Raw genomic sequence first — 20,568 nt, 5'->3', positions numbered from 1 at the left:
TCAAATCTGCTCTGTCATTGCTGTGATGATGATCTTCGTTGTGTCCGGAGGAAGCGCGGTCGCAGAGGGTCCGGGCGACCCGACCGCCGTGAAGAAGGAAGACGACGGAAAGTGGCTCGATAAGGACGGAAACCCGACCTACAAGATTTCGGCCGACGGCACCGTGGACTGGTTCACCTATTCCGGATACCGCCGCTATCATTCGGACTGTCACGTGTGTCACGGCCCCGACGGCATGGGATCGACATACGCGCCGGCGCTGAGGGATTCCGTGAAGTCGATGAGCTACGGTGACTTCCTCGGCGTGGTCGCCTCCGGCCGCAAGAACATCTCGGCCGCGCAGGAGAACGTCATGCCGGCCTTCGGCGACAACCCGAACGTCGCCTGCTACATGGACGATCTCTACGTCTATCTCCGCGCGCGCTCCACCGACGCCTTGGGCCGGCAGCGTCCTGCGAAAAAGGAGGAGAAGACGGAGGCCTATACCCAGGCTGAAGACGCCTGCATGGGCAAGAAATGAACGTTACGAGGGCTGCCAGGACTACTTCTTGGCGCCTGATGAGAATTTGAGGAGCTACCGATGAAGACACGTGCCGCCGTTGCTTTCGAAGCCAAGAAGCCGCTCGAGATCGTCGAGGTCGATCTGGAAGGCCCGAAGGCCGGCGAAGTCCTGGTCGAGATCAAGGCGACGGGCATCTGCCATACCGACGCCTACACGCTCGACGGCTTCGACAGCGAGGGAATCTTCCCGTCGATCCTGGGACATGAGGGAGCCGGCATCATCCGCGAGATCGGCCCCGGCGTGACCTCGGTGAAACCGGGCGATCACGTCATCCCGCTCTACACGCCGGAATGCCGGCAGTGCAAAAGCTGCCTCAGCCAGAAAACCAATCTCTGCACCGCGATCCGCGCGACGCAGGGCAAGGGCGTGATGCCCGACGGCACCAGCCGTTTCTCCTACAAGGGCAAGCCGATCTACCACTACATGGGTTGCTCGACCTTCTCGAACTTCACCGTGCTGCCCGAGATCGCGGTCGCCAAGATCCGCGAGGACGCGCCGTTCGACAAGAGCTGCTACATCGGCTGCGGCGTCACCACCGGCGTCGGCGCCGTCGTCAACACCGCCAAGGTGACGCCGGGCTCCAACGTGGTCGTGTTCGGCCTCGGCGGCATCGGCCTCAACGTCATCCAGGGTGCCAAGATGGCCGGCGCCGACAAGATCATCGGCGTCGACATCAACGATTCCAAGGAGGAATGGGGTCGCAGGTTCGGCATGACCGACTTCGTCAACCCGAAGAAGATCACCGGCGACATCGTTCAGCACCTCGTCGGCCTCACCGACGGCGGCGCCGACTACACCTTCGACTGCACCGGCAACACCACCGTGATGCGCCAGGCACTGGAGGCCTGCCATCGCGGCTGGGGCACCTCGATCATCATCGGCGTCGCCGAGGCCGGCAAGGAGATCGCCACCCGCCCGTTCCAGCTCGTCACCGGCCGCAACTGGCGCGGCACGGCCTTCGGCGGCGCGCGCGGGCGAACCGACGTGCCGAAGATCGTCGACTGGTACATGAACGGAAAGATCCAGATCGATCCGATGATCACCCACGTGCTCAAGCTCGAGGAGATCAATAAGGGCTTTGATCTCATGCACGAGGGCAAATCCATCCGTTCAGTCGTCGTGTTCTAGCTCGAAAACGTCACACCAAGGAGGATCGACCATGACTGTTGCACTCCATCCCTCGATTGACAACGGCATCAAGCAAGGCAGCGGCAGCTTCGCCGGCGGCACGCTGGCCTGCAAATGCAGCGACCATCCGGTGAAGGTCGGCATCAAGGGCGACGTCGCCCACAATCACGCCTGTGGCTGCACCAAGTGCTGGAAGCCGCAGGGCGCGACCTTCTCCGTCGTCGCCGTCGTGCCGCGACAGAACGTCACCGTGCTCGAGAACGGCGACAAGCTCCAGATCGTCGACCCCTCCGCGGTGATCCAGCGTTACGCCTGCAAGGCCTGCGGCACGCACATGTACGGCCGGATCGAGAACAAGAACCATCCGTTCTACGGCCTCGACTTCATCCATCCCGAACTGTTCCAGGAGCAGGGCTCGCAGGCGCCGCAATTCGCCGCCTTCGTTTCCTCCGTGATCGAATCGGGTGTGAAGCCCGAGCAGATGGCCGGCATCCGTTCGCGGCTGAAGGAGATCGGCCTCGAGCCCTATGACTGCCTGTCCCCGCCCCTGATGGACGCGATCGCGACCCATGTCGCGAAGGCCAAAGCCGCTTAGGAAGACTGCCTGGACGCCCGCCTGAACTGGCCGGCCGCCGGATCTTGGCTACACCATCTGCAGCTCGCTGGCGTTCGTTGCCGCCAGCGAGCCTCACGGGTCCCCGCTGCCGGGACCACCGCGGCGCGATGCCGCCGCTTCTGCACCACGCGTGGGTGAGGACCATCGGCTCCTCAGTCCTGGTCTCTGAATGACTGCGCAGGACCGTCCGCTTCCTGCTTGAAGTTCGCGGTGCTCTGCGTTCTCCCTCCCTCGACTGAGGCCTACTGCTTCGTCCGTTCGGTGCAGCCGGCGGACGAAGCTTTTTTCGTTGCGTCCATTTGATAGGCAACGTGGCGGATGACGCGCCCTGCTTTTGACAAACCGTCGATGCAATCTTTTCCCGGTGAGAACACTCGGCTGTGAACGCCGGGTCGGCGCGATCTCTGCTAGGGTCGCGCCGTCACGATGCCGCACGACGTACAATCAATTAAGAAGAAAACGGGAGGTATCGAGCACATCCAGACATCGCTACCTGCGTTCCTGCCTCCCTCCGGGATTTGCCCGCGCGGGACTACGGCGGGATGTGGCGAGACGACGCACGAGCGGTCGCCGACCGGCGTCGGCGGACTTTGAATTTGGCATGCTTATGAAGAGCGAGGCACGATCATGATCAAGGTGAAGATCAACGGCCAGGAACAGAGCTGGGACGGTGACCCGGATCTCCCGCTACTCTGGTTCCTGCGTGACGAGGCCGGTCTCACCGGCACCAAATACGGCTGCGGCCAGGCCCTGTGCGGCTCCTGCACGGTCATCGTCGACAAGCAAGCGGTGCGCGCCTGCATCACGTCCGTCAACGACGTCGCCGGACGCGAGGTCACCACGATCGAAGGGCTGCATCCGAACGGCGATCACCCGGTGCAGAAGGCGTGGCGCCAGGTCAACGTGCCCCAATGCGGCTTCTGCCAGGCCGGCCAGATCATGCAGGCCGCGGCGCTTCTGATGGAGAATCCCAAACCCTCGCACGACCAGATCCGCGAGGCGATGTCCGGCAACATCTGCCGTTGCGGCTGCTATCAGCGCATCGAGAACGCCGTCCATCTCGCATCGACGGGAGTGTGACATGAACTTCATCGACAATCCCCGCAAGCTTCGCGGCTTCGAAAAGCACATCAAGGTCGAGAAGGTGTCGCGCCGCAGCATCCTGAAGGGGCTCGGCGTCACCGGCGGCTTCGTGCTCGCCGCCCCCGTGATGTCGCGCCAGGCGCTCGCCTACGAGACCGGCGCCGGCAAGATGCCGCATGGCGTCGTGGTCGATCCGCGCGTGTTCGTTTCGGTGGGCGCAGATGGCATCGTCACCATCGTCGGGCACCGTTCGGAAATGGGCACCGGCGTGCGCACCAGCCTGCCGCTGATCGTGGCCGAGGAGATGGAGGCCGACTGGTCCAGGGTCAAGGTGCAGCAAGCCCATGGCGACGAGGTCAAGTTCGGCAACCAGGACACCGACGGCTCGCGCAGCACGCGGCATTATCTGATCCCGATGCGCCAGATCGGCGCTTCGGCCCGCACAATGCTGGAGCAGGCCGCGGCCAAGCGCTGGGGCGTGCCGGCGACCGAGGTCAAGGCGGTCAACCACGAGGTCGTGCACAGCGCCAGCGGGCGCAAGCTCGGCTTCGGCGAGCTCGCTGCCGACGCCGCCAAGGAATCGGTGCCCAGCATCGAGGGCCTCAAGCTGAAGGACCCCAAGAACTTCCGTTATCTCGGCAAGGGCCAGATCGGCATTGTCGATCTCCACGATATCACCACCGGCAAGGCGAACTACGGCGCCGACGTGCGGCTGCCCGGCATGAAATATGCCGTGATCGCCCGTCCGCCGGTGACCGGCGGCAAACTGGTCAAGTTCGAGCCGGCGGAGGCGCTGAAGGTCCCCGGTGTCGAGAAGGTGATGCAGGTACGCGGCTGGCCGTGGCCCTCGAAATTCCAGCCGCTCGGCGGCGTCGCGGTGATCGCGCGCAACACAGGCGCGGCGATCAAGGGCCGCGACGCGCTGAAGCTGACCTGGGACGACGGTCCCAACGGCAAGTACGACTCCGTCGCCTACCGCAAGGAGCTCGAGGAGGCCTCGCGCAAGCCGGGGCTCGTGCTGCGCAAGGAGGGCGATGCGGACGCTGCCCTGAAGAGCGCCGACAAGGTGATCGTCGGCGAATACTACCTTCCGCATCTCGCCCATGTCGCCATGGAGACGCCGGTGGCGGTCGCGGACGTCAAGGGCGACAAGGCCGAGATCTGGGCGCCGGTTCAGAGCCCCGGCGGCACCCGCGAGGACGTCGCCAAGACGCTCGGCATTCCCGAGGCCAACGTCACGGTCAACGTGACGCTGCTCGGCGGCGGGTTCGGACGCAAGTCGAAATGCGACTTTGCGCTCGAAGCCGCGCTGCTCTCGAAGGAGCTCGGCGCGCCGGTGAAGGTGCAGTGGACGCGGGAGGACGACATCCACAACGGCTTCCTGCACACCGTCTCGGTCGAGCGGATCGAGGCCGGCCTCGACAAGAGCGGCAAGGTGATCGCCTGGCGCCACCGCAGCGTGGCTCCCAGCATCGCCTCGACCTTTGCCGCCGGTACGGTGCATCAGGCGCCGTTCGAGATCGGCATGGGCCTGGTCGATATGCCGTTCGAGATCGCGAACATCTCGTGTGAGAACCCGGAAGCCGCGGCGTTCACCCGCATCGGCTGGTTCCGCGCGGTCTCGAACATCCCGCGCGCCTTCGCCGTCCAGTCGATGGTCGGCGAGATCGCGCAGGCAACGGGCCGCGACCAGAAAGACATGCTGCTCGAGCTGATCGGCTCGCCTCGCATCGTCAAGCCCAACGTGAAGGACCTCTGGAATTACGGCGAGCCCCAGGACAGCTATCCGATCGACACCGCGCGCCTGCGCAAGGTGGTCGAGCTGGTCGCCGAGAAGGGCGAATGGGGACGAAAGGTGCCGAAGGGCCACGGTCTCGGCATCGCCGTGCACCGCAGCTTCGTCAGCTACATCGCGACCATCGTCGAGGTCGCCGTCGACGACAAGGGCAAGCTGACGGTGCCGCGGGTCGACACGGCGATCGATTGCGGCACCTATGTCAACCCCGAGCGCATCGCTTCGCAGATCGAGGGCGCGGCGATCATGGGGCTCAGTCTCGCCAAATACGGCGAGATCACCTTCAAGGACGGCAAGGTGCAGCAGAAGAATTTTGACGACTTCCAGGTCGTCAGGATGGACGACTCGCCTGTGGTGACCAACGTTTACATCGTGCCGCCCGGACCCGACACGCCGCCGAGCGGCGTCGGCGAGCCCGGCGTTCCTCCGTTCGCGCCAGCCCTGATCAACGCGATCTTCGCAGCGACGGGAAAACGCATCCGCGCGCTTCCGATCGGCAAGCAATTGGAGGCGTGAGACGGAACCGAAGTGCGAGGCGGAACACAAGCCGCCTCGCGCCGTTTCCATCGATCTGACAGGAGCAGATCGATGACCAACATCTCAAGTGCGCTCGCAGTCTCGCTGTCGGGCGCCTTTCTTTTGACCGCCGCGGGCGCATTCGCCCAGAGCAACACGACGCCGCCGACCACCGCGACGCGCCCCACCGGCCCCGACCAGACTTCGCTGCCGAACGCCAACGCCCCACCCGCCTCCGCCACCCAGACCACCGGGCAGCACAATCCGGATCCCAAGATTCGCGAGATGAACCAGAAGGAGAAGGACAAGGTCGAGCGCGAGGGGAAGTAGTTATCTGGCGCTGCGCAAACAAATGCGGCGGATGTTGCCATCCGCCGCATTCGCCACCCCCCGCTGCTCCGCTTCTTTCGATCCGCCCGCGGAGCTATTTCTTCAGCGCGAAGACCCAGACGACGCCGCCCTGCGGCACGTTGGCTTCGATGCCGATATTGTTGGTCACGAGCGCATCCTGGATGCGCTGCGCGTCGACGCCCCAGCCCGACTGGATCGCGATGTACTGCGTGCCGTCGATCTCATATGACACCGGCATGCCGACAATGCCGGAGTTGGTCTTCTGCTCCCACAGCAGTTCGCCCGTCTTGGCGTGGAAGGCGCGGAAATAGCGGTCGTTGGTCCCGCCGACGAAGACGAGATCGCCAGCGGTCGCGGTGACCGATCCGAACAGATGCGACTTGGGGAAGTTGTGCTGCCAGACCTTCTTTCCGGTTGCGGGATCCCAGGCCTGGAGCTCGCCAAAATGATCCGCGCCCGGCTTTGTCTTCAGGCCGATGTCTTCCGGCTTGGTGCCGAGCCAGAGCTCGCCCGGCTTGAGTGGCACTTTCTCGCCGGTAAAGCCGCCGCAGAAATTCTCGTTGGCAGGCACGTAGACGAGGCCGGTCCTCTGGCTGTAGGCCGCCGATGGCCAATCCTTGCCGCCCCACAGCGAGGGACAGAACTCGACGCGCTTGCCGATCACCGGCTTGTGCGCTGGATCCACGATCGGCTTGCCGGTCTCGTCGATGCCCTTCCAGACGTCAGTGAAGACGAACGGCCATCCGGCGACGTAATTGATCTTGGTCGGAGTCCGCTCCAGCACCCAGAAGATCGCATCGCGGCCGGGATGGACCAGGCTCTTGATGGTGCGGCCGTTGCGCTGCAGATCGATCAGCATCGGCGCATCGACCTCATCCCAATCCCAGGAATCGTTCTGGTGGTATTGGTAATAGGCCTTGATCTTGCCAGTGTCGGGATCGAGCGCGAGCACCGATGCTGTGTAAAGATTGTCGCCGGGATGCGAGTCGCCGGGCCATGGCGCGGCATTGCCGACACCCCAATAGATCGTCCTGGTCTCCTTGTCGTAATTGCCTGTCATCCAGGCCGACCCGCCGCCGTTCTTCCAGTCGTCGCCTTGCCAGGTGTCATGACCGGGCTCGCCTTCACCGGGGATGGTGTAGGTCCGCCACAACTCTTTGCCCTCCTTGGCATCATAAGCAACGATATAGCCACGCACGCCGAACTCGCCGCCGGAGCCGCCGACGATGACCTTATCGTCGACGATCAAGGGCATCAGGGTGAGGTACTGCCCCTTCCTGTAGTCCTGCACCTTCGTGTCCCACAGCACCTTGCCGGTCTTGGCATCGAGCGCGACCACGTGGTCGTCCGTGGTGGCGAGGTAGAGCTTGTCCTCCCACAGACCGACGCCGCGGTTGGTCGGATGCAGCTGGAACAGATCGTCAGGAAGCTGCCGCTTGTAGCGCCAGTATTCGTCGCCGGTCTTCGCATTCAGCGCGATCACCTGGCCCATTGGGGTCGTCACGAACATCACGCCATTGTTGACGATCGGCGGGGCCTGATGGCCTTCGACCACGCCAGTGGAAAAGGTCCAGACCGGTGTGAGGTTCTTCACGTTGGAGGTGTTGATCTGATCGAGCGGGCTATAGCCGTGCCCGTCATAGGTGCGCCGGTAAAGCATCCAGTTGTGGGGCTCGGGGTTTTCCAGCCGCTGCGCGGTGACCGGAGAATAACTCTCGATCGGCCCCGATAGAGCGGCGGTTGAGGCAAGACACGTGAAGGCGACCAAGCCGGACAGTAACCATTGCTTCCTGATCATGGAAGTTTTCATGGACGTTCCCCTTTTTCATCCGCTTGAATTCTTGTTGTGAATTCTTGTTGTGAATTCTTGTCGTTCGTCCCGTCTTCCGCCCTTCGGCGGTGGCGGCTAGTCGTGAGGCGGGCCCAGCCCGCAACCGTCCATCATCCTGGCTGTGTGCCACCTACCTTTCCCATGAAATTGCCGGCGACGCTGAGCGAACCGTCAGCGAGCGCCAGCGGCAGCGCTGCTAGCCGCCGCGGCGCCGGCCCGAACACGACCTGCGCGCCCGCGCGGGGATCGAATTCGGAGTTGTGGCACATGCACTTGAAAACCTCCTTGTCGCCGACATCGCTCTTCACCCAGGCGGTGACGGGACAGCCGGCATGCGAGCAGATCGCCGAATAGGCGATGATGCCGTCGACGGCGCGCGCGCGGGTCTTCTCGTCGAGGTCGGCGGGATCGAGCTTGATGATCAGGATTTCGTTGAGCCGCGAGGCGCTGCGCACCACCGATGTGGTGGGGTCCTTCGGCCAGGCATGGATCGGCGGTCCACCGACCCGTAGATCAGCCGCAGTGATGAGCTTTCCCTCCTGGTCACCTTCGGAGAAGACGAGCAGATCGCCTTTCTGCGGCCGCTCATCCGAGCCGGGCGGATCCTCACCTGCGCGGGCCCTGGTTGAACAGCCGAGACACGCCGTCGTGGCCATCGCACCGAGCAGCAGGGATCGCCGTGTCTGTTCGGTGCCCGCTTCGACGTCGGGTTCCGTAGCATTTTCGGAAGATGATGAATGGGTATCGAACGATGCGCGAGCCATGCCCGCTAGCAGGCGCTGGAACTCTGCCGAAAACAAGGCGAAGACTTGGCGCCGCAGTGCATCAATATGGCTTTGCTCGCGTTGATTGCGTAGGAGTAAATGCGTTCAAGCGCGTTTTCGCGATTTCTACATCGCGTTGCGCGAATGGCATGATGATTTCGCAGATCAGATCCGATGATGGAGGAATTGCTGCGACGCCACGATGCGATGCGGAATCCCACGCAGGCATCGTGTCCTTCACGACCTGAGCACGTGACGCGGCGAAGCGATGCGGCCCGCAAGTGTTGCCGACGCCATCTCAAAGCTGTCCGCGATACGACGCGCCTTGTCGATGAAGAGTGCAGCCGCCGCCGGCGGGCAGACCTCGCGCGCGGTCTGCTCGAACAGGTCGAGCCAGCGATCGAAATGGCCGCCGGCCAGGCTGAGCGGCAGGTGTGCCCGCATCGGTGAGCCATGATAGCGGCCGCTCATCAGCACGACCGACGACCAGAAATCCCTGAGCTTGGCGAGATGCTCGTCCCAATTCTGCACGACGCCGAAGACGGGCCCCAACAGCGCGTCCTCGCGCACGCGTCCGTAGAAGCGGGTGACGAGTTCTCCAATCATCTCCTCGGTGATCCCGGTTCGCTCGATCGCATCCTGGGTCAACAGGCTCCGGCGCGCGGCCGCAGCTTCCCGCTCGGCCTTCAGTCGATCCGACATGTCCTTTGCTATCCGTTCCGTTATCCCCGCAGGCCGCCCGTTCGACATTGTCGGGCCTATCGCACGCGGCGTCTTTGTCGCAGCGCAAATTGCGGGATCTGGCGGCGGACGCTAAGGCGCCCGCCGCCAATGCCTTCGTCAGGCGGAATAAGTGTAAAAGCCCTGCCCGGTCTTGCGGCCGAGATGGCCGGCATCGACCATCTCTTTCAGCAGCGGCGCTGGCCGATATTTAGGATCGTTGAAGCCCTTGTAAAAGACCTCCATCACCGAAAGCATGGTGTCGAGCCCGACGAGATCGGCAAGTGCGAGCGGCCCGATCGGATGGTTGCAGCCGAGCTTCATGCCCGCGTCGATCTCTTCTGCCGTCGCGATGCCCTCCTGGAGCGCGAAGATCGCCTCGTTGATCATCGGACACAGGATGCGGTTGACGGCGAAGCCCGGGCTGTTCTTGGCCGTGATCGCCACTTTGCCGACGCGCTTGGCGAAATCCAGCGCCTTGGCATGGGTGTCGTCCGAGGTCTGCAGGCCGCGGATGAGTTCGAGCAGCGCCATCACCGGCACCGGGTTGAAGAAGTGCATGCCGATGAAGCGGTCGGGACGGTCGGTCGCGGCGGCGAGCTTGGTGATCGAGATCGAGGAGGTGTTGGTCGCGACCAGCGTGCGCGGCGACAGGGTGGCGCAGAGATCCTTCAGGATCTTGACCTTGAGCTCCTCGTTCTCGGTCGCGGCCTCGATGACGAGGTCGCAATCCGACAGCTTCGCCCGGTCCGTGGTGCCGGTGATACGCTTGAGCGTCGCATCGCGGTCGGCCGCCGACATCTTCTCTTTTTTGACCAGCCGCTCGAGGCTTCCGCCGACGGTCGAAAGGCCGCGGTTCACCGCCGCATCGGAAATATCGACCATTACGACCGAGAGGCCGGCGGCCGCGCAGACCTGCGCGATGCCGTTCCCCATGGTCCCTGCCCCGATGATGCCAACGGTCTGGATCATTGCGTCACATCCTTCATCCTTGCGGGCGCGCCAGTCGCAGCCCGGCTCCATTGTTCCTGCATTAGGGTCTAGCACCGCCATTGGGCCGGCGCGACCCGATCCTGTTCCTTAGCGCATCCGAGGCCGGAAGAAAGCCGCCCGCGGGGCCGCCAGGCGCCTCGATTGTCGGTCCCTGGCCGCGTCTATCGATCATCCTGAGCCCTTCTCCAACGGCTCCGGCGGGGTTGCCCACCCCCTGGCCCCTTGATTATGGCAGCGGCAGCAGCGAGAAGGGCGGCGCGGGGCTACCGCGGAACAGGGGCTTGCCCGAGACCGGATGAACGATTTCGCACGATCCATCGGTGCCGCCTTTGCGCTGATCGGCGACGCCGACACCGAGCTATTGGGCATCGTCGCCCTGTCGTTGCGGGTCAGCCTGACCGCCAGCATCCTGGCGCTCCTGATCGGCGCCCCCTTTGGAGCCCTGCTTGCGATCACCCGCTTCCGGGGACGCCAAATCATCATCATTCTGACCAATGCCCTGCTCGGGCTTCCGCCGGTCGTGGTCGGGCTCGCGCTCTATCTCTTGCTGTCGCGGTCCGGCCCGTTCGGGGCGGCGGGCTTGTTGTTCACGCCGGCCGCCATGGTGATCGCGCAGACGCTGCTGGCGACGCCGATCGTGGTGGCGCTGGTGCACCGGCCGGCAAGCCTGTTGTGGGCGGAGTATGGCGACCTGGCGCGGATCGACGGGCTGTCGGCCCTGCGCAGCATGGCCCTGCTGTTCGCGCTCGGCCGGACCTCGTTGCTGACGGCCTTTCTCGCCGCGTTCGGGCGCGCCATTGCGGAAGTCGGTGCCATCATCATCGTCGGTGGCAACATCCGCGGCTTCACCCGCACGATGACGACGGCGATCGCGCTGGAAACCAGCAAAGGCGAGCTGCCGCTGGCGCTCGGACTCGGGCTGATCCTGCTCGCTCTCAGCGTCGCGGTCTCGACCGTCGCCTTCGTCCTAGTTGGGCGCGTTGGGGAAAAATAGCTGCTCGCCGCCGACCTTGTACCCGGCGATCGCTTGCTGCCCTTGCGGCGAAACCAGCCAGTCGACGAAGGCCTGTCCCTCCTTTGCCTTCACGTTCGGATGCTTTGCAGGATTGACCAGCATGACGCCGTACTGATTGAAGAGCCGCTTGTCACCCTCGGTCAGGATGGCGAGTTCGCCACGGTTCTTGAACGACAGCCAGGTGCCGCGGTCCGACAGGAGGTAGGCATTCGACGACGAGGCCATGTTCAGCGCCGGACCCATGCCCTGGCCGATCTCCCGGTACCAAATGTCCTTGCCGGCACTGAGGTCGACGCCAGCCTCCTTCCATAGTCTCAGCTCGGCCGCATGCGTGCCGGACTTGTCGCCGCGCGAGATGAACGGCGCCTTTGCGGTCGCAATCTTGCGCAGCGCCTCGGCCGCATCCTTGCTGCCCGAGATCTGCGCCGGATCGCTCTTGGGGCCGATGATGACGAAGTCGTTGTACATGACGTCGAAGCGCTTCACGCCCTGCCCTTCGGACATGAACCTGTCCTCGGCAGGCCTGTCGTGGACGAACACCACGTCGGCATCGCCGCGCCGCCCGATGTCCAGCGCCTGGCCGGTGCCGACGGCGACGACCTTCACGCCGATGCCTTCGGCCTTCGAGAACAGCGGCAGCAGATGACCGAACAGCCCCGACTGTTCCGTCGAGGTGGTCGAAGCCACGGTGATGGTGCGGTCCTGTGCGGATGCGATGGAGGAGTAGAGCAGGACCGCTCCGATGATGACAAGCTTCCTCACGCGACGTCCTCGGCCAGACAATGACGGTTCTGAATAGCGGCTCGCGGCGACGACGGGAACCCCAAGCTTGGATTGCAACGAGAGTTGATGCGGGCGGTGCACCTCGTCTGACAGAAAAAACGCGCCGGCGCGGGCTAGGCACGCCTGCAAAACAAGAAGTGAAAAAACAACCCCATGCACAGTAGCGATGGGGTTGAAAGGCTTGAGCATTTCGGTGTTGCCGAAGACGCGCTTGCGGCGTCGGGCAAAACAGGGGTATTATTGCATCATCGGCTGCTGTGCGGGTTGCGTAACTCGGGCGGATGCGCGCTGGATGCGCGGATGTTCTGCAATTGGTCCACCCTACATTGACACGGATGTGACGGCCGGGGCAGGTTTTCATATTGCTGACGAATCAGCGATTGCCTCACGCCGAGCACCTCTTGGACAACTCCCAGTGCTTTCGAGACTGATATCGTTGCTGCGCCGCATCCCTGCGGTGAATTGGGCGTTTTCCCGACTCCGGCCTGTGCCGCACAGCGGCAACATTGAGGTCGCGCCGACCGCCACGGACGCTTCGCCCGCCATCATCGAAGACGTCGAGGTCCCGGCTCAAGCTCCAAGCGCCGAGATCAGCACCGCCCCGGTGCGCGACGACGCTGCCCCCGCCACCAAGGCTCTGGTCGCGGAGAACGATGCGGCTGTGTCTGTCGTCGCGGAGAATCCGTCCGACGAAATCCGTATCAGCGGGGACTCCTCTCCGGAGACCGTGACGGAAATCGAGGCGCCCGCGACGCCGCCAGCCTCCGAGGAGGTGCTGGCTGCATCGGTCGGTGCGGAGAGCGAGCCAGTTGCAGCCTCTGATCTCGCCATCGTTGATGATGATGCATCGCCTGCTGAGATTCCTGCAGAGGTCGACTCCGCCGTCGTAGAAGAGGTTGTGATTTCGTCAGCGGAGGTCGCGACCGCCTTGACTGATGTCCCTGATGTCATCATCGAGGCAGCCTCCTCGCCCGACGTTTCCGCTGCCGTCGATCCGGTCGCCGTCGAAGAAGTCGAGCTTCTCCGCGCCGAGGCCGATAGCGTCACGACTGATGCCTCTGAAGCCAGCGCCGACAGCGAACCGGCGCTCGTAGTCGAAAGCCCGCAAGTCCCTACAAACGATGTTCCGCTCGCTGCGGCGACTAACGACTCCTTGAGCGGTGTCACCGATATCGAGCCGGCTCCGGCTCTCGCGTCTCCTTCGCCAGAGATCCGCAACGTCCCGAAAGTTCGCGCGAGAGCCGCAGAGCCCGCCGACCGCGCGGCGCTGATCCGGCAGCGCTGGGCGGAGAGCGGAATCAGGATGTGGAATCCGCGGCTGCACGGCACCGGCGAAGCCGCGCTGAACATCCAGGGAAGCATCGGGCTGCTGCCCCCGGCACCCGGCGAGACAATGCCGCGCTACGACAAGCTGGAATTCAGGATGCTCGGCGGACAGATCGTCTGTGAGGGCGTGATCGTCGAGGCACCGGTTCAGGCGAGCCATCGGAGCTTCACGCAGCTTGCCGAGCCGCGGACCAGCGAGCGCGTCCGCGAACCGGCGCGCGAGCGCCAGGCCGTCCTCGCCTGATCCGACCGTGGCCATGTGCTAGGCTGATGTCGCGCATGGGCGATAGCAGGCGGTAGCTGCAGCGATTTCGGGCGACCTGTGCCTGAGACGTGCGCACGCTGCGGCCGGATATCCTTAACGGGACCTCACCAATGCACGCGATCGGAAAATCGTAAGGCAGCGCGCAACCAGTGCTGGCCTGCCCGGGCCAGAATTGATCTAACGGCCCCTTTACCCCTGCCGTGCAAGATTGCCCACGTTTTTCAGGGGATCTGGGGCTCGTATTGCAATGCCTATTGCCGATTTGAAATCTCATCTTGCCGCCGCGATGCGATTGTTTCGCGTTCCCGCCGACAATCCGGACCTGACGCGGGCGCAGTTCGACGCCTTCTCCAAGCAGATCCCGCTGCTCTACTTCATCCTCATCAGCAACACGATTGCGGTCGCCTACACCTATGTGAACGTGGCGCCGGACTGGCTGACGATGATCGTGCCGGCCGTGCTGACGGTGCTCGCGGGCTTGCGGACCTTCTGGTGGCTACGCCAGCGCCGGCTGGTGCGCAGCGATGCCGACATCCTGCGCAATCTGCGCGCCACCAACTGGCTGACCCTGCCGATCGGTGCCGGCTTCACCGCCTGGTCCTTCGCGCTCTACCCCTACGGCGATCCCTTCGCCAAGAGCCAGGTCGCGTTCTACATGGCGGTCACCGTGATCGGCTGCATCTTCTCGCTGATGCATCTGCGCTCGGCGGCGCTGATCGTGACGCTGATCGTCGACGTGCCCTATGTGCTGTTCTTCTTTGCCACGGGCGAGCCGACGCTGAAGGCGATCGCGGTCAACAACCTCCTGGTTTCCGCCGCGATGGTGACGGTGCTGTTCATCTACTACCGTGACTTCGCCGATCTCGTCGCCAGCCGCAAGTCGCTGCTCGCGCAACAGGCGGCGACGCAGGCGCTCTCTGACGAAAACTTCCGCCTTGCCAATCTCGATTCACTCACCGAGCTGCCGAACCGCCGCCGCTTCTTCGCCGAGCTGTCGAGCGCCTTCACCGATGCCGAACGCAGGAAAGTTCGGATCGCGGTCGGCATCATCGATCTCGACGGTTTCAAGCCGATCAACGACAATTACGGCCATTCGGTCGGAGACCGCGTCCTGATCGAGGCCGGCCGGCGCATCCGCGAGGTCTGCGAGGGCTTTGGTCCGCAGCGGGTCGAATTCGCCCGATTAGGCGGCGACGAGTTTGGCCTTGTCGTTTGCGGCGACCCCGACGATGCGGACCTGCTGCGGCTGGGCCAGCGCATTGGCGACCAGGTCAGGCTTCCCTACCAGCTCGACACCGCCCATACCGGGCTGTCCTGCTCGATCGGCTTTGCCTCGTTTCCCCAATCGGCAACGACCGCGGAAGCACTCTATGAGTGCGCCGACTATTCACTTTATCACGCCAAGCGCCATCTGCGCGGCCGCACCGTGATCTTCTCGAGCGAGCTCGAGGCCGAGATCCGCAGTCGCGGAGTCATCGAGAATCTGCTGCGCACCGCCGATTTCAGCACCGAGATGGACCTGGTGTTCCAGCCGATCGTCGATGCCATGAGCGAGCACACCGCCGGATTCGAGGTCCTGGCGCGCTGGCGCAGCGCCCGCCTCGGCTTGGTCTCCCCGGCCGATTTCATTCCGGCCGCCGAGCGCATCGGACTGATCCGGCCGCTGACGCAGGCGCTGCTGGTGCGCGCGCTCGCCATCGCCAGGACATGGCCCGATCACATCCGCCTGTCGTTCAATCTCTCAGCCCACGATGTCTGTGCGGCGGAGGGCATCCTGCCGCTGATCTCGATCATCGAGAAGAGCGGGCTGCCGCCGCGCCGGATCGATTTCGAGATCACCGAGACCGCCGTCACCTTCGACTTCGTCCGCGCACAGCAATCGATCGCAACGCTGAAGGCAATGGGCTGCGGCATTTCGCTGGACGATTTCGGCACCGGCTATTCGTCGTTGAGCCACGTGCACCGGTTGCCGCTCGACAAGATCAAGGTCGACCGCAGCTTCGTTTCCGACATCAACGAGAATCCCGTCAGCCACAAGATCATCAAATCGCTCACCGGTCTCTGCGACGACATGGAGATCGCCTGCGTCGTCGAGGGCGTCGAGACGCGTGCTCAGCTCGACACCTTGCGCCGCCTGGGATGCGACTTCATCCAGGGCTACTATTTCGCCAAGCCCATGCCGGCCGATGCGATTGGCGACCATCTTGCGAAGGAGAGCCGGCGCCTCGACGGCACCGGGACCAAGGTCGTGGCCTAAAGCGCGATGCGCGCTTTAGGTTATTGTTTGAGCATAATCTTTTCGGAAAACCGCTACGCACTTTTCCGGATCATGCTCTAAAGCCTCGTCTACTCCGCCAGACTCGGCAGATCGAGCCCCTTGTCGCGCGCGCACTCGATCGCGATGTCGTAGCCTGCATCGGCGTGCCGCATGACGCCGGTGGCGGGATCGTTCCACAGCACGCGCTCGATACGCTTCGCAGCCTCGGGCGTGCCGTCGGCGACGATCACCATGCCCGCGTGCTGCGAATAGCCGATGCCGACGCCGCCGCCATGATGCAGCGACACCCAGGTCGCTCCGCTGGCGCAATTGAGCAGCGCATTGAGCAGCGGCCAATCGGACACCGCATCCGATCCGTCCTTCATCGCCTCGGTCTCGCGGTTGGGGCTCGCCACCGAGCCGCTGTCGAGATGATCGCGGCCGATCACGATCGGCGCTTTCAATTCGCCACGCGCCACCATCTCGTTGAAGGCAAGACCGAGGCGATGGCGATCGCCGAGGCCGACCCAGCAGATGCGGGCCGGCAGGCCCTGGAATTTGATGCGCGCCTTTGCCATGTCGAGCCAATTGTGCAGATGCTTGTCGTCAGGCATCAGCTCCTTGACCTTGGCATCGGTCTTGAAGATGTCCTCGGGATCGCCCGACAGCGCGGCCCAGCGGAATGGCCCGACGCCGCGACAGAACAGGGGGCGGATATAGGCGGGCACGAAGCCGGGGAAATCGAAGGCGTTCTTCAGGCCCATGTCCTGTGCCATCTGGCGGATGTTGTTGCCGTAGTCGAGCGTCGGAATGCCCTGGGCATGGAAATCCAGCATGGCCTGGACATGCTCGACCATCGACGTCTTCGAGGCGCGCTCCACTGCCTTCGGATCGGACGCGCGCTTGGCTTCCCATTCGGCAAGCGTCCAGCCCTTCGGCAAGTAGCCGTTGATGGGATCGTGCGCGCTGGTCTGGTCGGTGACGATGTCGGGCTTGACGCCGCGGCGCACCAGCTCAGGGAAGATCTCCGCGGCGTTGCCGAGCAGGCCGACCGAGACCGCCTTGTTCGTCTTCGCGGCGTCCGCCATGATCGCGAGCGCTTCATCAAACGTTGCGGCTTGCCGGTCGAGATAGCCGGTCCGCAGGCGCATCTCGATGCGGCTCGGCTGGCATTCGACCGCAAGCATCGAAGCGCCGGCCATGGTCGCCGCCAGCGGCTGCGCGCCGCCCATGCCTCCCAAGCCGGCCGTGAGAATCCATTTACCGGCGAGGCTGCCGCCGTAATGACGCCGACCGACCTCGACGAACGTTTCATAGGTGCCCTGCACGATGCCCTGGCTGCCGATATAGATCCAGGAGCCCGCCGTCATCTGGCCGTACATCATCAGGCCCTGGCGATCGAGCTCGTTGAAATGATCGAGCGTCGCCCAATGCGGCACGATGTTGGAATTCGCGATCAGCACGCGTGGTGCATCGGCATGGGTCCGGAACACGCCGACCGGCTTGCCGGACTGCACCAGCAGCGTCTGGTCGGCTTCGAGCTTGCGCAAGGCCGCAACGATCCGGTCAAAACTCTCCCAGTCGCGCGCGGCGCGGCCGATGCCGCCATAGACGACGAGCTCGCTCGGGCGTTCCGCAACGTCAGGGTCGAGATTGTTCATCAGCATGCGCAGCGGCGCTTCCGTGAGCCAGCTCTTGGCGCTGATGTCGCTGCCGCGGGGAGCGCGGATGGTACGGTCATTGTCCAGACGGCGGTTCATGCGGGCCTCTTCAGACGAGTCTCGGAAACGGATCGGTGGGAAGCTGGGCGAGCGCAGCAGCTGGAAGCGCATCGGCCTCGATCAATGCAGCGGCCTTGGCCAGATCACCGGCCATGTAGCGATCGGCGCCCAGTGCGGGCACCTGCTCACGCAACGCGGCAATGACGGCGACCAGCGGCGCACTGGTTGCGTGCGGCGCGCGCAGCGTGATGCCTTGGGCAGCGACCAGAAGCTCGATGCCGAGGATGGCGGCGAGATTGTCGGCCATGTCGGACAGGCGCCGCGCAGCATGCGCGGCCATCGAGACATGGTCTTCCTGATTGGCGCTGGTCGGCGTCGAATCGATCGAGCAGGCGAGCGCACGCTGCTTGTTCTCGGCATAGAGCGCGGCCGCCGTCACCTCGGCGATCATGAAACCGGAATTGATGCCGGGATCTGGCGTGAGGAACGGCGGCAGTCCGAAATTGAGCGCGGGGTCGACCAGCGTCGCGATGCGCCGCTCGCTGATCGCGCCGATCTCCGACAGCGCCAGCGCGATGGCATCTGCGGCAAACGCCACCGGCTCGGCGTGGAAATTGCCGCCGGAGACGATCTCCCCGGTCTCGACCAGCACCAGCGGGTTGTCGGTGACGGCATTGGCCTCCACGATCAGCGTGCGCGCCGCCTGCGTGATCAGATCGAGCGCGGCACCGGCAACCTGTGGCTGGCAGCGCAGGCAATAGGGATCCTGCACACGCTCGTCGCCTTCCAGGTGAGAGAGGCGGATGTCGCTGCCGTCGAGCAGCGCGGTCAGCGTCGCGGCCGCCGCGATCTGGCCGGCATGACCACGCAGCGCCTGAATTTCGGGGCGGAACGGTGCCGTTGAGGCCATCGCCGCATCCACTGACAGCGCGCCGGTCACGAGTGCGGCGCGGGCGAGGCGATATGCGCGCAGCACGCCCGATAGCGCGTAGGCGGTCGAGAATTGCGTGCCGTTGATCAGCGCGAGGCCTTCCTTGGGCCCAAGGGTCAGCGGCGTGAGGCCGGCGGCCGCGAGTGCCTCGCTGCCGGATACAGTCTTGCCATCGATGATCGCCTGCCCTTGGCCGATCATCACGGCCGTCATATGCGCAAGCGGTGCCAGATCGCCGGAGGCGCCGACCGAGCCCTGCTGCGGCACCAGCGGATAGACGCCACGGGCCAGCATGTCCTGCAACTGCTCGATCACCACGCGGCGCACGCCGGAAGCGCCGCGGCCGAGCGAGACGATCTTCAGCGCCATCATCAGGCGGACGATGGGCTCCGGCGTCGGCTGGCCGACGCCGCAGCAATGCGAGACGATCAGGTTGCGCTGAAGCAGCGCGGTCCGGTCCGGCGGAATGCGCTTCGATGCGAGCTTCCCGAAGCCGGTGTTGATGCCGTAGACGGGGACGTCGGCCTGCGCGGCCTGCGCAACGATCAGCGCAGCCGCATCGACACGCGGCCAGAACGAAGGATCGAGCACGACGGGAGCACCTTCGAGCACGCGCGCGAGATCGTCGAGGCTCACTGTTCCCGGCTTGACGACGATCGCTGTCTCCTGCTCCGTCACTGCCCCCTCCATACCCGCTTGTGCAGCGGATTGAAGCCGATGCGGTAGACCAGCTCGGCCGGCCGCTCGATCTCCCAGATCGCGAGGTCGCACCATTTGCCGGTTTCCAGTGTGCCGATCTCGTTCAGCAGGCCGAGCGCCCGCGCGCCTTCACGGGTAACGCCGGCGAGGCACTCGGCCACATTCATCCGGAACAATGTCGCGCCCATGTTCATCGCGAGCAGCAGCGAGGTCAGTGGCGAGCTGCCGGGATTGCAGTCGGTCGCCAGCGCCATGGGAACGTTGTGCTTGCGGAACGTCTCGACCGGCGGCTTCTGCGTCTCGCGAATGAAGTAGAACGCGCCGGGCAGCAGCACGGCGACAGTGCCGGCCCTCGCCATGGCGGCGGCACCGGCTTCGTCAGTGTGCTCGAGATGATCGGCTGAGAGCGCCGAGAATTTCGCGGCAAGCGCAGCGCCGCCGAGATTCGAGAGCTGGTCGGCATGGAGCTTGACCGGCAGTCCAAGTCCCCTCGCCGCTTCGAACACCCGCGCAGTCTGTTCGGCGGAGAATGCGATGCCCTCCATGAAGGCATCGACGGCATCGGCGAGGCCCGCTTTTGCGACCGCCGGCAGCATCTCCTTGCAGACGAGATCGATGTAACTATCCTTGTCGCCACCCGCCTCGACCGGCAGCGCATGCGCACCCAAGAACGACGTGCGGATCGTAACAGGCCGCTCACGGCCGAGGCTGCGCGCAGCCGCGAGCTGGCGCATCTCGGTTTCTGTGTCGAGGCCGTAGCCGGACTTGATCTCGACCGTAGTGGCGCCCTCAGCCGTCAGCGCGTCGAGCCGCGGCAGCGCGCCTGCGACGAGCTCGGCTTCGCTCGCCTGGCGCGTTGCCGCCACGGTCGAGACGATGCCACCGCCGGCGCGCGCGATCTCCTCGTAGCTCGCCCCTTTCAGGCGCAGCTCGAATTCATGCGCGCGGTTGCCGCCATAGACAAGATGAGTATGGCAGTCGACGAGACCAGGCGTGATCCAGTGCCCCTTGCAATCGATCCGCTCGATAGCGTCTGCATCGGCGGGAAAATCCGCTTTCGCGCCCGCATAGGCGATGCGACCGCCGCGTGCGGCGATGAGACCATGCTCGATCTCGCCAAGATCGGGACGATCGACCCGCATCGTCGCGAGGCGGGCATTGTGCCAGATCCGGTCGAAGCGCTCTGCCATGCGGGTATCCCTTCGCCCTGGG

The 20,568-nt window shown here is 64.4% G+C and carries 17 protein-coding genes; 9 read left to right on the top strand and 8 right to left on the bottom strand.

The features are described from left to right. Nucleotides 1–28 precede the first annotated feature (28 nt). The 6 genes from ACTEK7_RS29675 (at nt 29) to ACTEK7_RS29650 (ending at nt 6,030) form a co-directional block, all read left to right on the top strand. Nucleotides 29–520, top strand: a complete 492-nt coding sequence (locus ACTEK7_RS29675; protein ID WP_036007993.1) for a c-type cytochrome, methanol metabolism-related — start codon at nt 29–31, stop codon at nt 518–520. Nucleotides 521–580: 60 nt separating this feature from the next. Next, nucleotides 581–1,690, top strand: coding sequence for an S-(hydroxymethyl)glutathione dehydrogenase/class III alcohol dehydrogenase (locus tag ACTEK7_RS29670; RefSeq protein ID WP_027574628.1), 1,110 nt, complete (start codon nt 581–583; stop codon nt 1,688–1,690). A gap of 31 nt (nt 1,691–1,721) precedes the next feature. Continuing rightward, nucleotides 1,722–2,285: an S-(hydroxymethyl)glutathione synthase gene (gfa, locus tag ACTEK7_RS29665; RefSeq protein ID WP_036007953.1), complete on the top strand. Its 564-nt coding sequence runs from the start codon at nt 1,722–1,724 to the stop codon at nt 2,283–2,285. Between the two features lie 648 nt (nt 2,286–2,933). Continuing rightward, entirely contained in the window at nt 2,934–3,386 is a 453-nt protein-coding gene (locus ACTEK7_RS29660; RefSeq protein ID WP_024342565.1) for a (2Fe-2S)-binding protein, read from the top strand. Nucleotide 3,387: 1 nt separating this feature from the next. After that, nucleotides 3,388–5,700, top strand: a complete 2,313-nt coding sequence (locus tag ACTEK7_RS29655; protein ID WP_036029355.1) for a xanthine dehydrogenase family protein molybdopterin-binding subunit — start codon at nt 3,388–3,390, stop codon at nt 5,698–5,700. 72 nt (nt 5,701–5,772) lie between these two features. After that, complete coding sequence (locus ACTEK7_RS29650; protein ID WP_036007962.1) at nt 5,773–6,030, top strand: hypothetical protein; 258 nt, start codon at nt 5,773–5,775, stop codon at nt 6,028–6,030. Nucleotides 6,031–6,124: 94 nt separating this feature from the next. On the opposite strand, the gene ACTEK7_RS29645 is transcribed toward ACTEK7_RS29650, so the two are convergent. From ACTEK7_RS29645 to ACTEK7_RS29630, 4 genes are all read right to left on the bottom strand, one after another. Next, nucleotides 6,125–7,849: a methanol/ethanol family PQQ-dependent dehydrogenase gene (locus ACTEK7_RS29645; RefSeq protein WP_225148573.1), complete on the bottom strand. Its 1,725-nt coding sequence runs from the start codon at nt 7,847–7,849 to the stop codon at nt 6,125–6,127. 143 nt (nt 7,850–7,992) lie between these two features. Then, entirely contained in the window at nt 7,993–8,646 is a 654-nt protein-coding gene (locus ACTEK7_RS29640) for a QcrA and Rieske domain-containing protein (protein WP_036007969.1), read from the bottom strand. Nucleotides 8,647–8,883: 237 nt separating this feature from the next. Further along, nucleotides 8,884–9,348 carry a group III truncated hemoglobin gene (locus ACTEK7_RS29635; RefSeq protein ID WP_036029348.1) on the bottom strand — a complete coding sequence of 155 codons (465 nt, stop codon included), beginning with the start codon at nt 9,346–9,348 and terminating at the stop codon, nt 8,884–8,886. Nucleotides 9,349–9,486: 138 nt separating this feature from the next. Then, nucleotides 9,487–10,338: a 3-hydroxybutyryl-CoA dehydrogenase gene (locus ACTEK7_RS29630; RefSeq protein WP_225142972.1), complete on the bottom strand. Its 852-nt coding sequence runs from the start codon at nt 10,336–10,338 to the stop codon at nt 9,487–9,489. A 316-nt stretch (nt 10,339–10,654) separates the two neighbouring features. Here ACTEK7_RS29630 and ACTEK7_RS29625 point away from each other — a divergent pair, with 316 nt between their 5' ends. Then, entirely contained in the window at nt 10,655–11,353 is a 699-nt protein-coding gene (locus ACTEK7_RS29625; RefSeq protein ID WP_036007971.1) for an ABC transporter permease, read from the top strand. Here the strand turns inward: ACTEK7_RS29625 and ACTEK7_RS29620 are convergent. After that, nucleotides 11,327–12,136 (bottom strand): ABC transporter substrate-binding protein, encoded by an 810-nt coding sequence (locus ACTEK7_RS29620; protein WP_225133404.1) that lies wholly within the window; start codon nt 12,134–12,136, stop codon nt 11,327–11,329. The two genes, ACTEK7_RS29625 and ACTEK7_RS29620, sit on opposite strands and share 27 nt — an antisense overlap. Before the next feature lie 457 nt (nt 12,137–12,593). Here ACTEK7_RS29620 and ACTEK7_RS29615 point away from each other — a divergent pair, with 457 nt between their 5' ends. Then, on the top strand, nt 12,594–13,727 hold the full coding sequence (locus ACTEK7_RS29615; protein WP_225133233.1) for a hypothetical protein: 1,134 nt from the start codon (nt 12,594–12,596) through the stop codon (nt 13,725–13,727). A gap of 268 nt (nt 13,728–13,995) precedes the next feature. Continuing rightward, entirely contained in the window at nt 13,996–16,005 is a 2,010-nt protein-coding gene (locus tag ACTEK7_RS29610) for a putative bifunctional diguanylate cyclase/phosphodiesterase (protein WP_225133234.1), read from the top strand. A gap of 89 nt (nt 16,006–16,094) precedes the next feature. On the opposite strand, the gene hutU is transcribed toward ACTEK7_RS29610, so the two are convergent. The 3 genes from hutU to hutI are packed head-to-tail and all read right to left on the bottom strand — an operon-like array spanning nt 16,095 to nt 20,546. Further along, nucleotides 16,095–17,765 carry a urocanate hydratase gene (hutU, locus tag ACTEK7_RS29605; protein WP_225148527.1) on the bottom strand — a complete coding sequence of 557 codons (1,671 nt, stop codon included), beginning with the start codon at nt 17,763–17,765 and terminating at the stop codon, nt 16,095–16,097. 10 nt (nt 17,766–17,775) lie between these two features. Further along, nucleotides 17,776–19,335, bottom strand: a complete 1,560-nt coding sequence (gene hutH, locus ACTEK7_RS29600) for a histidine ammonia-lyase (protein ID WP_225148528.1) — start codon at nt 19,333–19,335, stop codon at nt 17,776–17,778. Then, a complete protein-coding gene (gene hutI, locus ACTEK7_RS29595; protein ID WP_225148529.1) occupies nt 19,332–20,546 on the bottom strand; it encodes an imidazolonepropionase in 1,215 nt (404 codons plus the stop codon). The genes hutH and hutI overlap by 4 nt, the downstream gene beginning before the upstream one ends. Nucleotides 20,547–20,568 lie beyond the last annotated feature (22 nt).

This window comes from Bradyrhizobium sp. JHI2711 (assembly GCF_056156565.1).
This window is presented reverse-complemented; position numbering and strand designations above follow the sequence as displayed.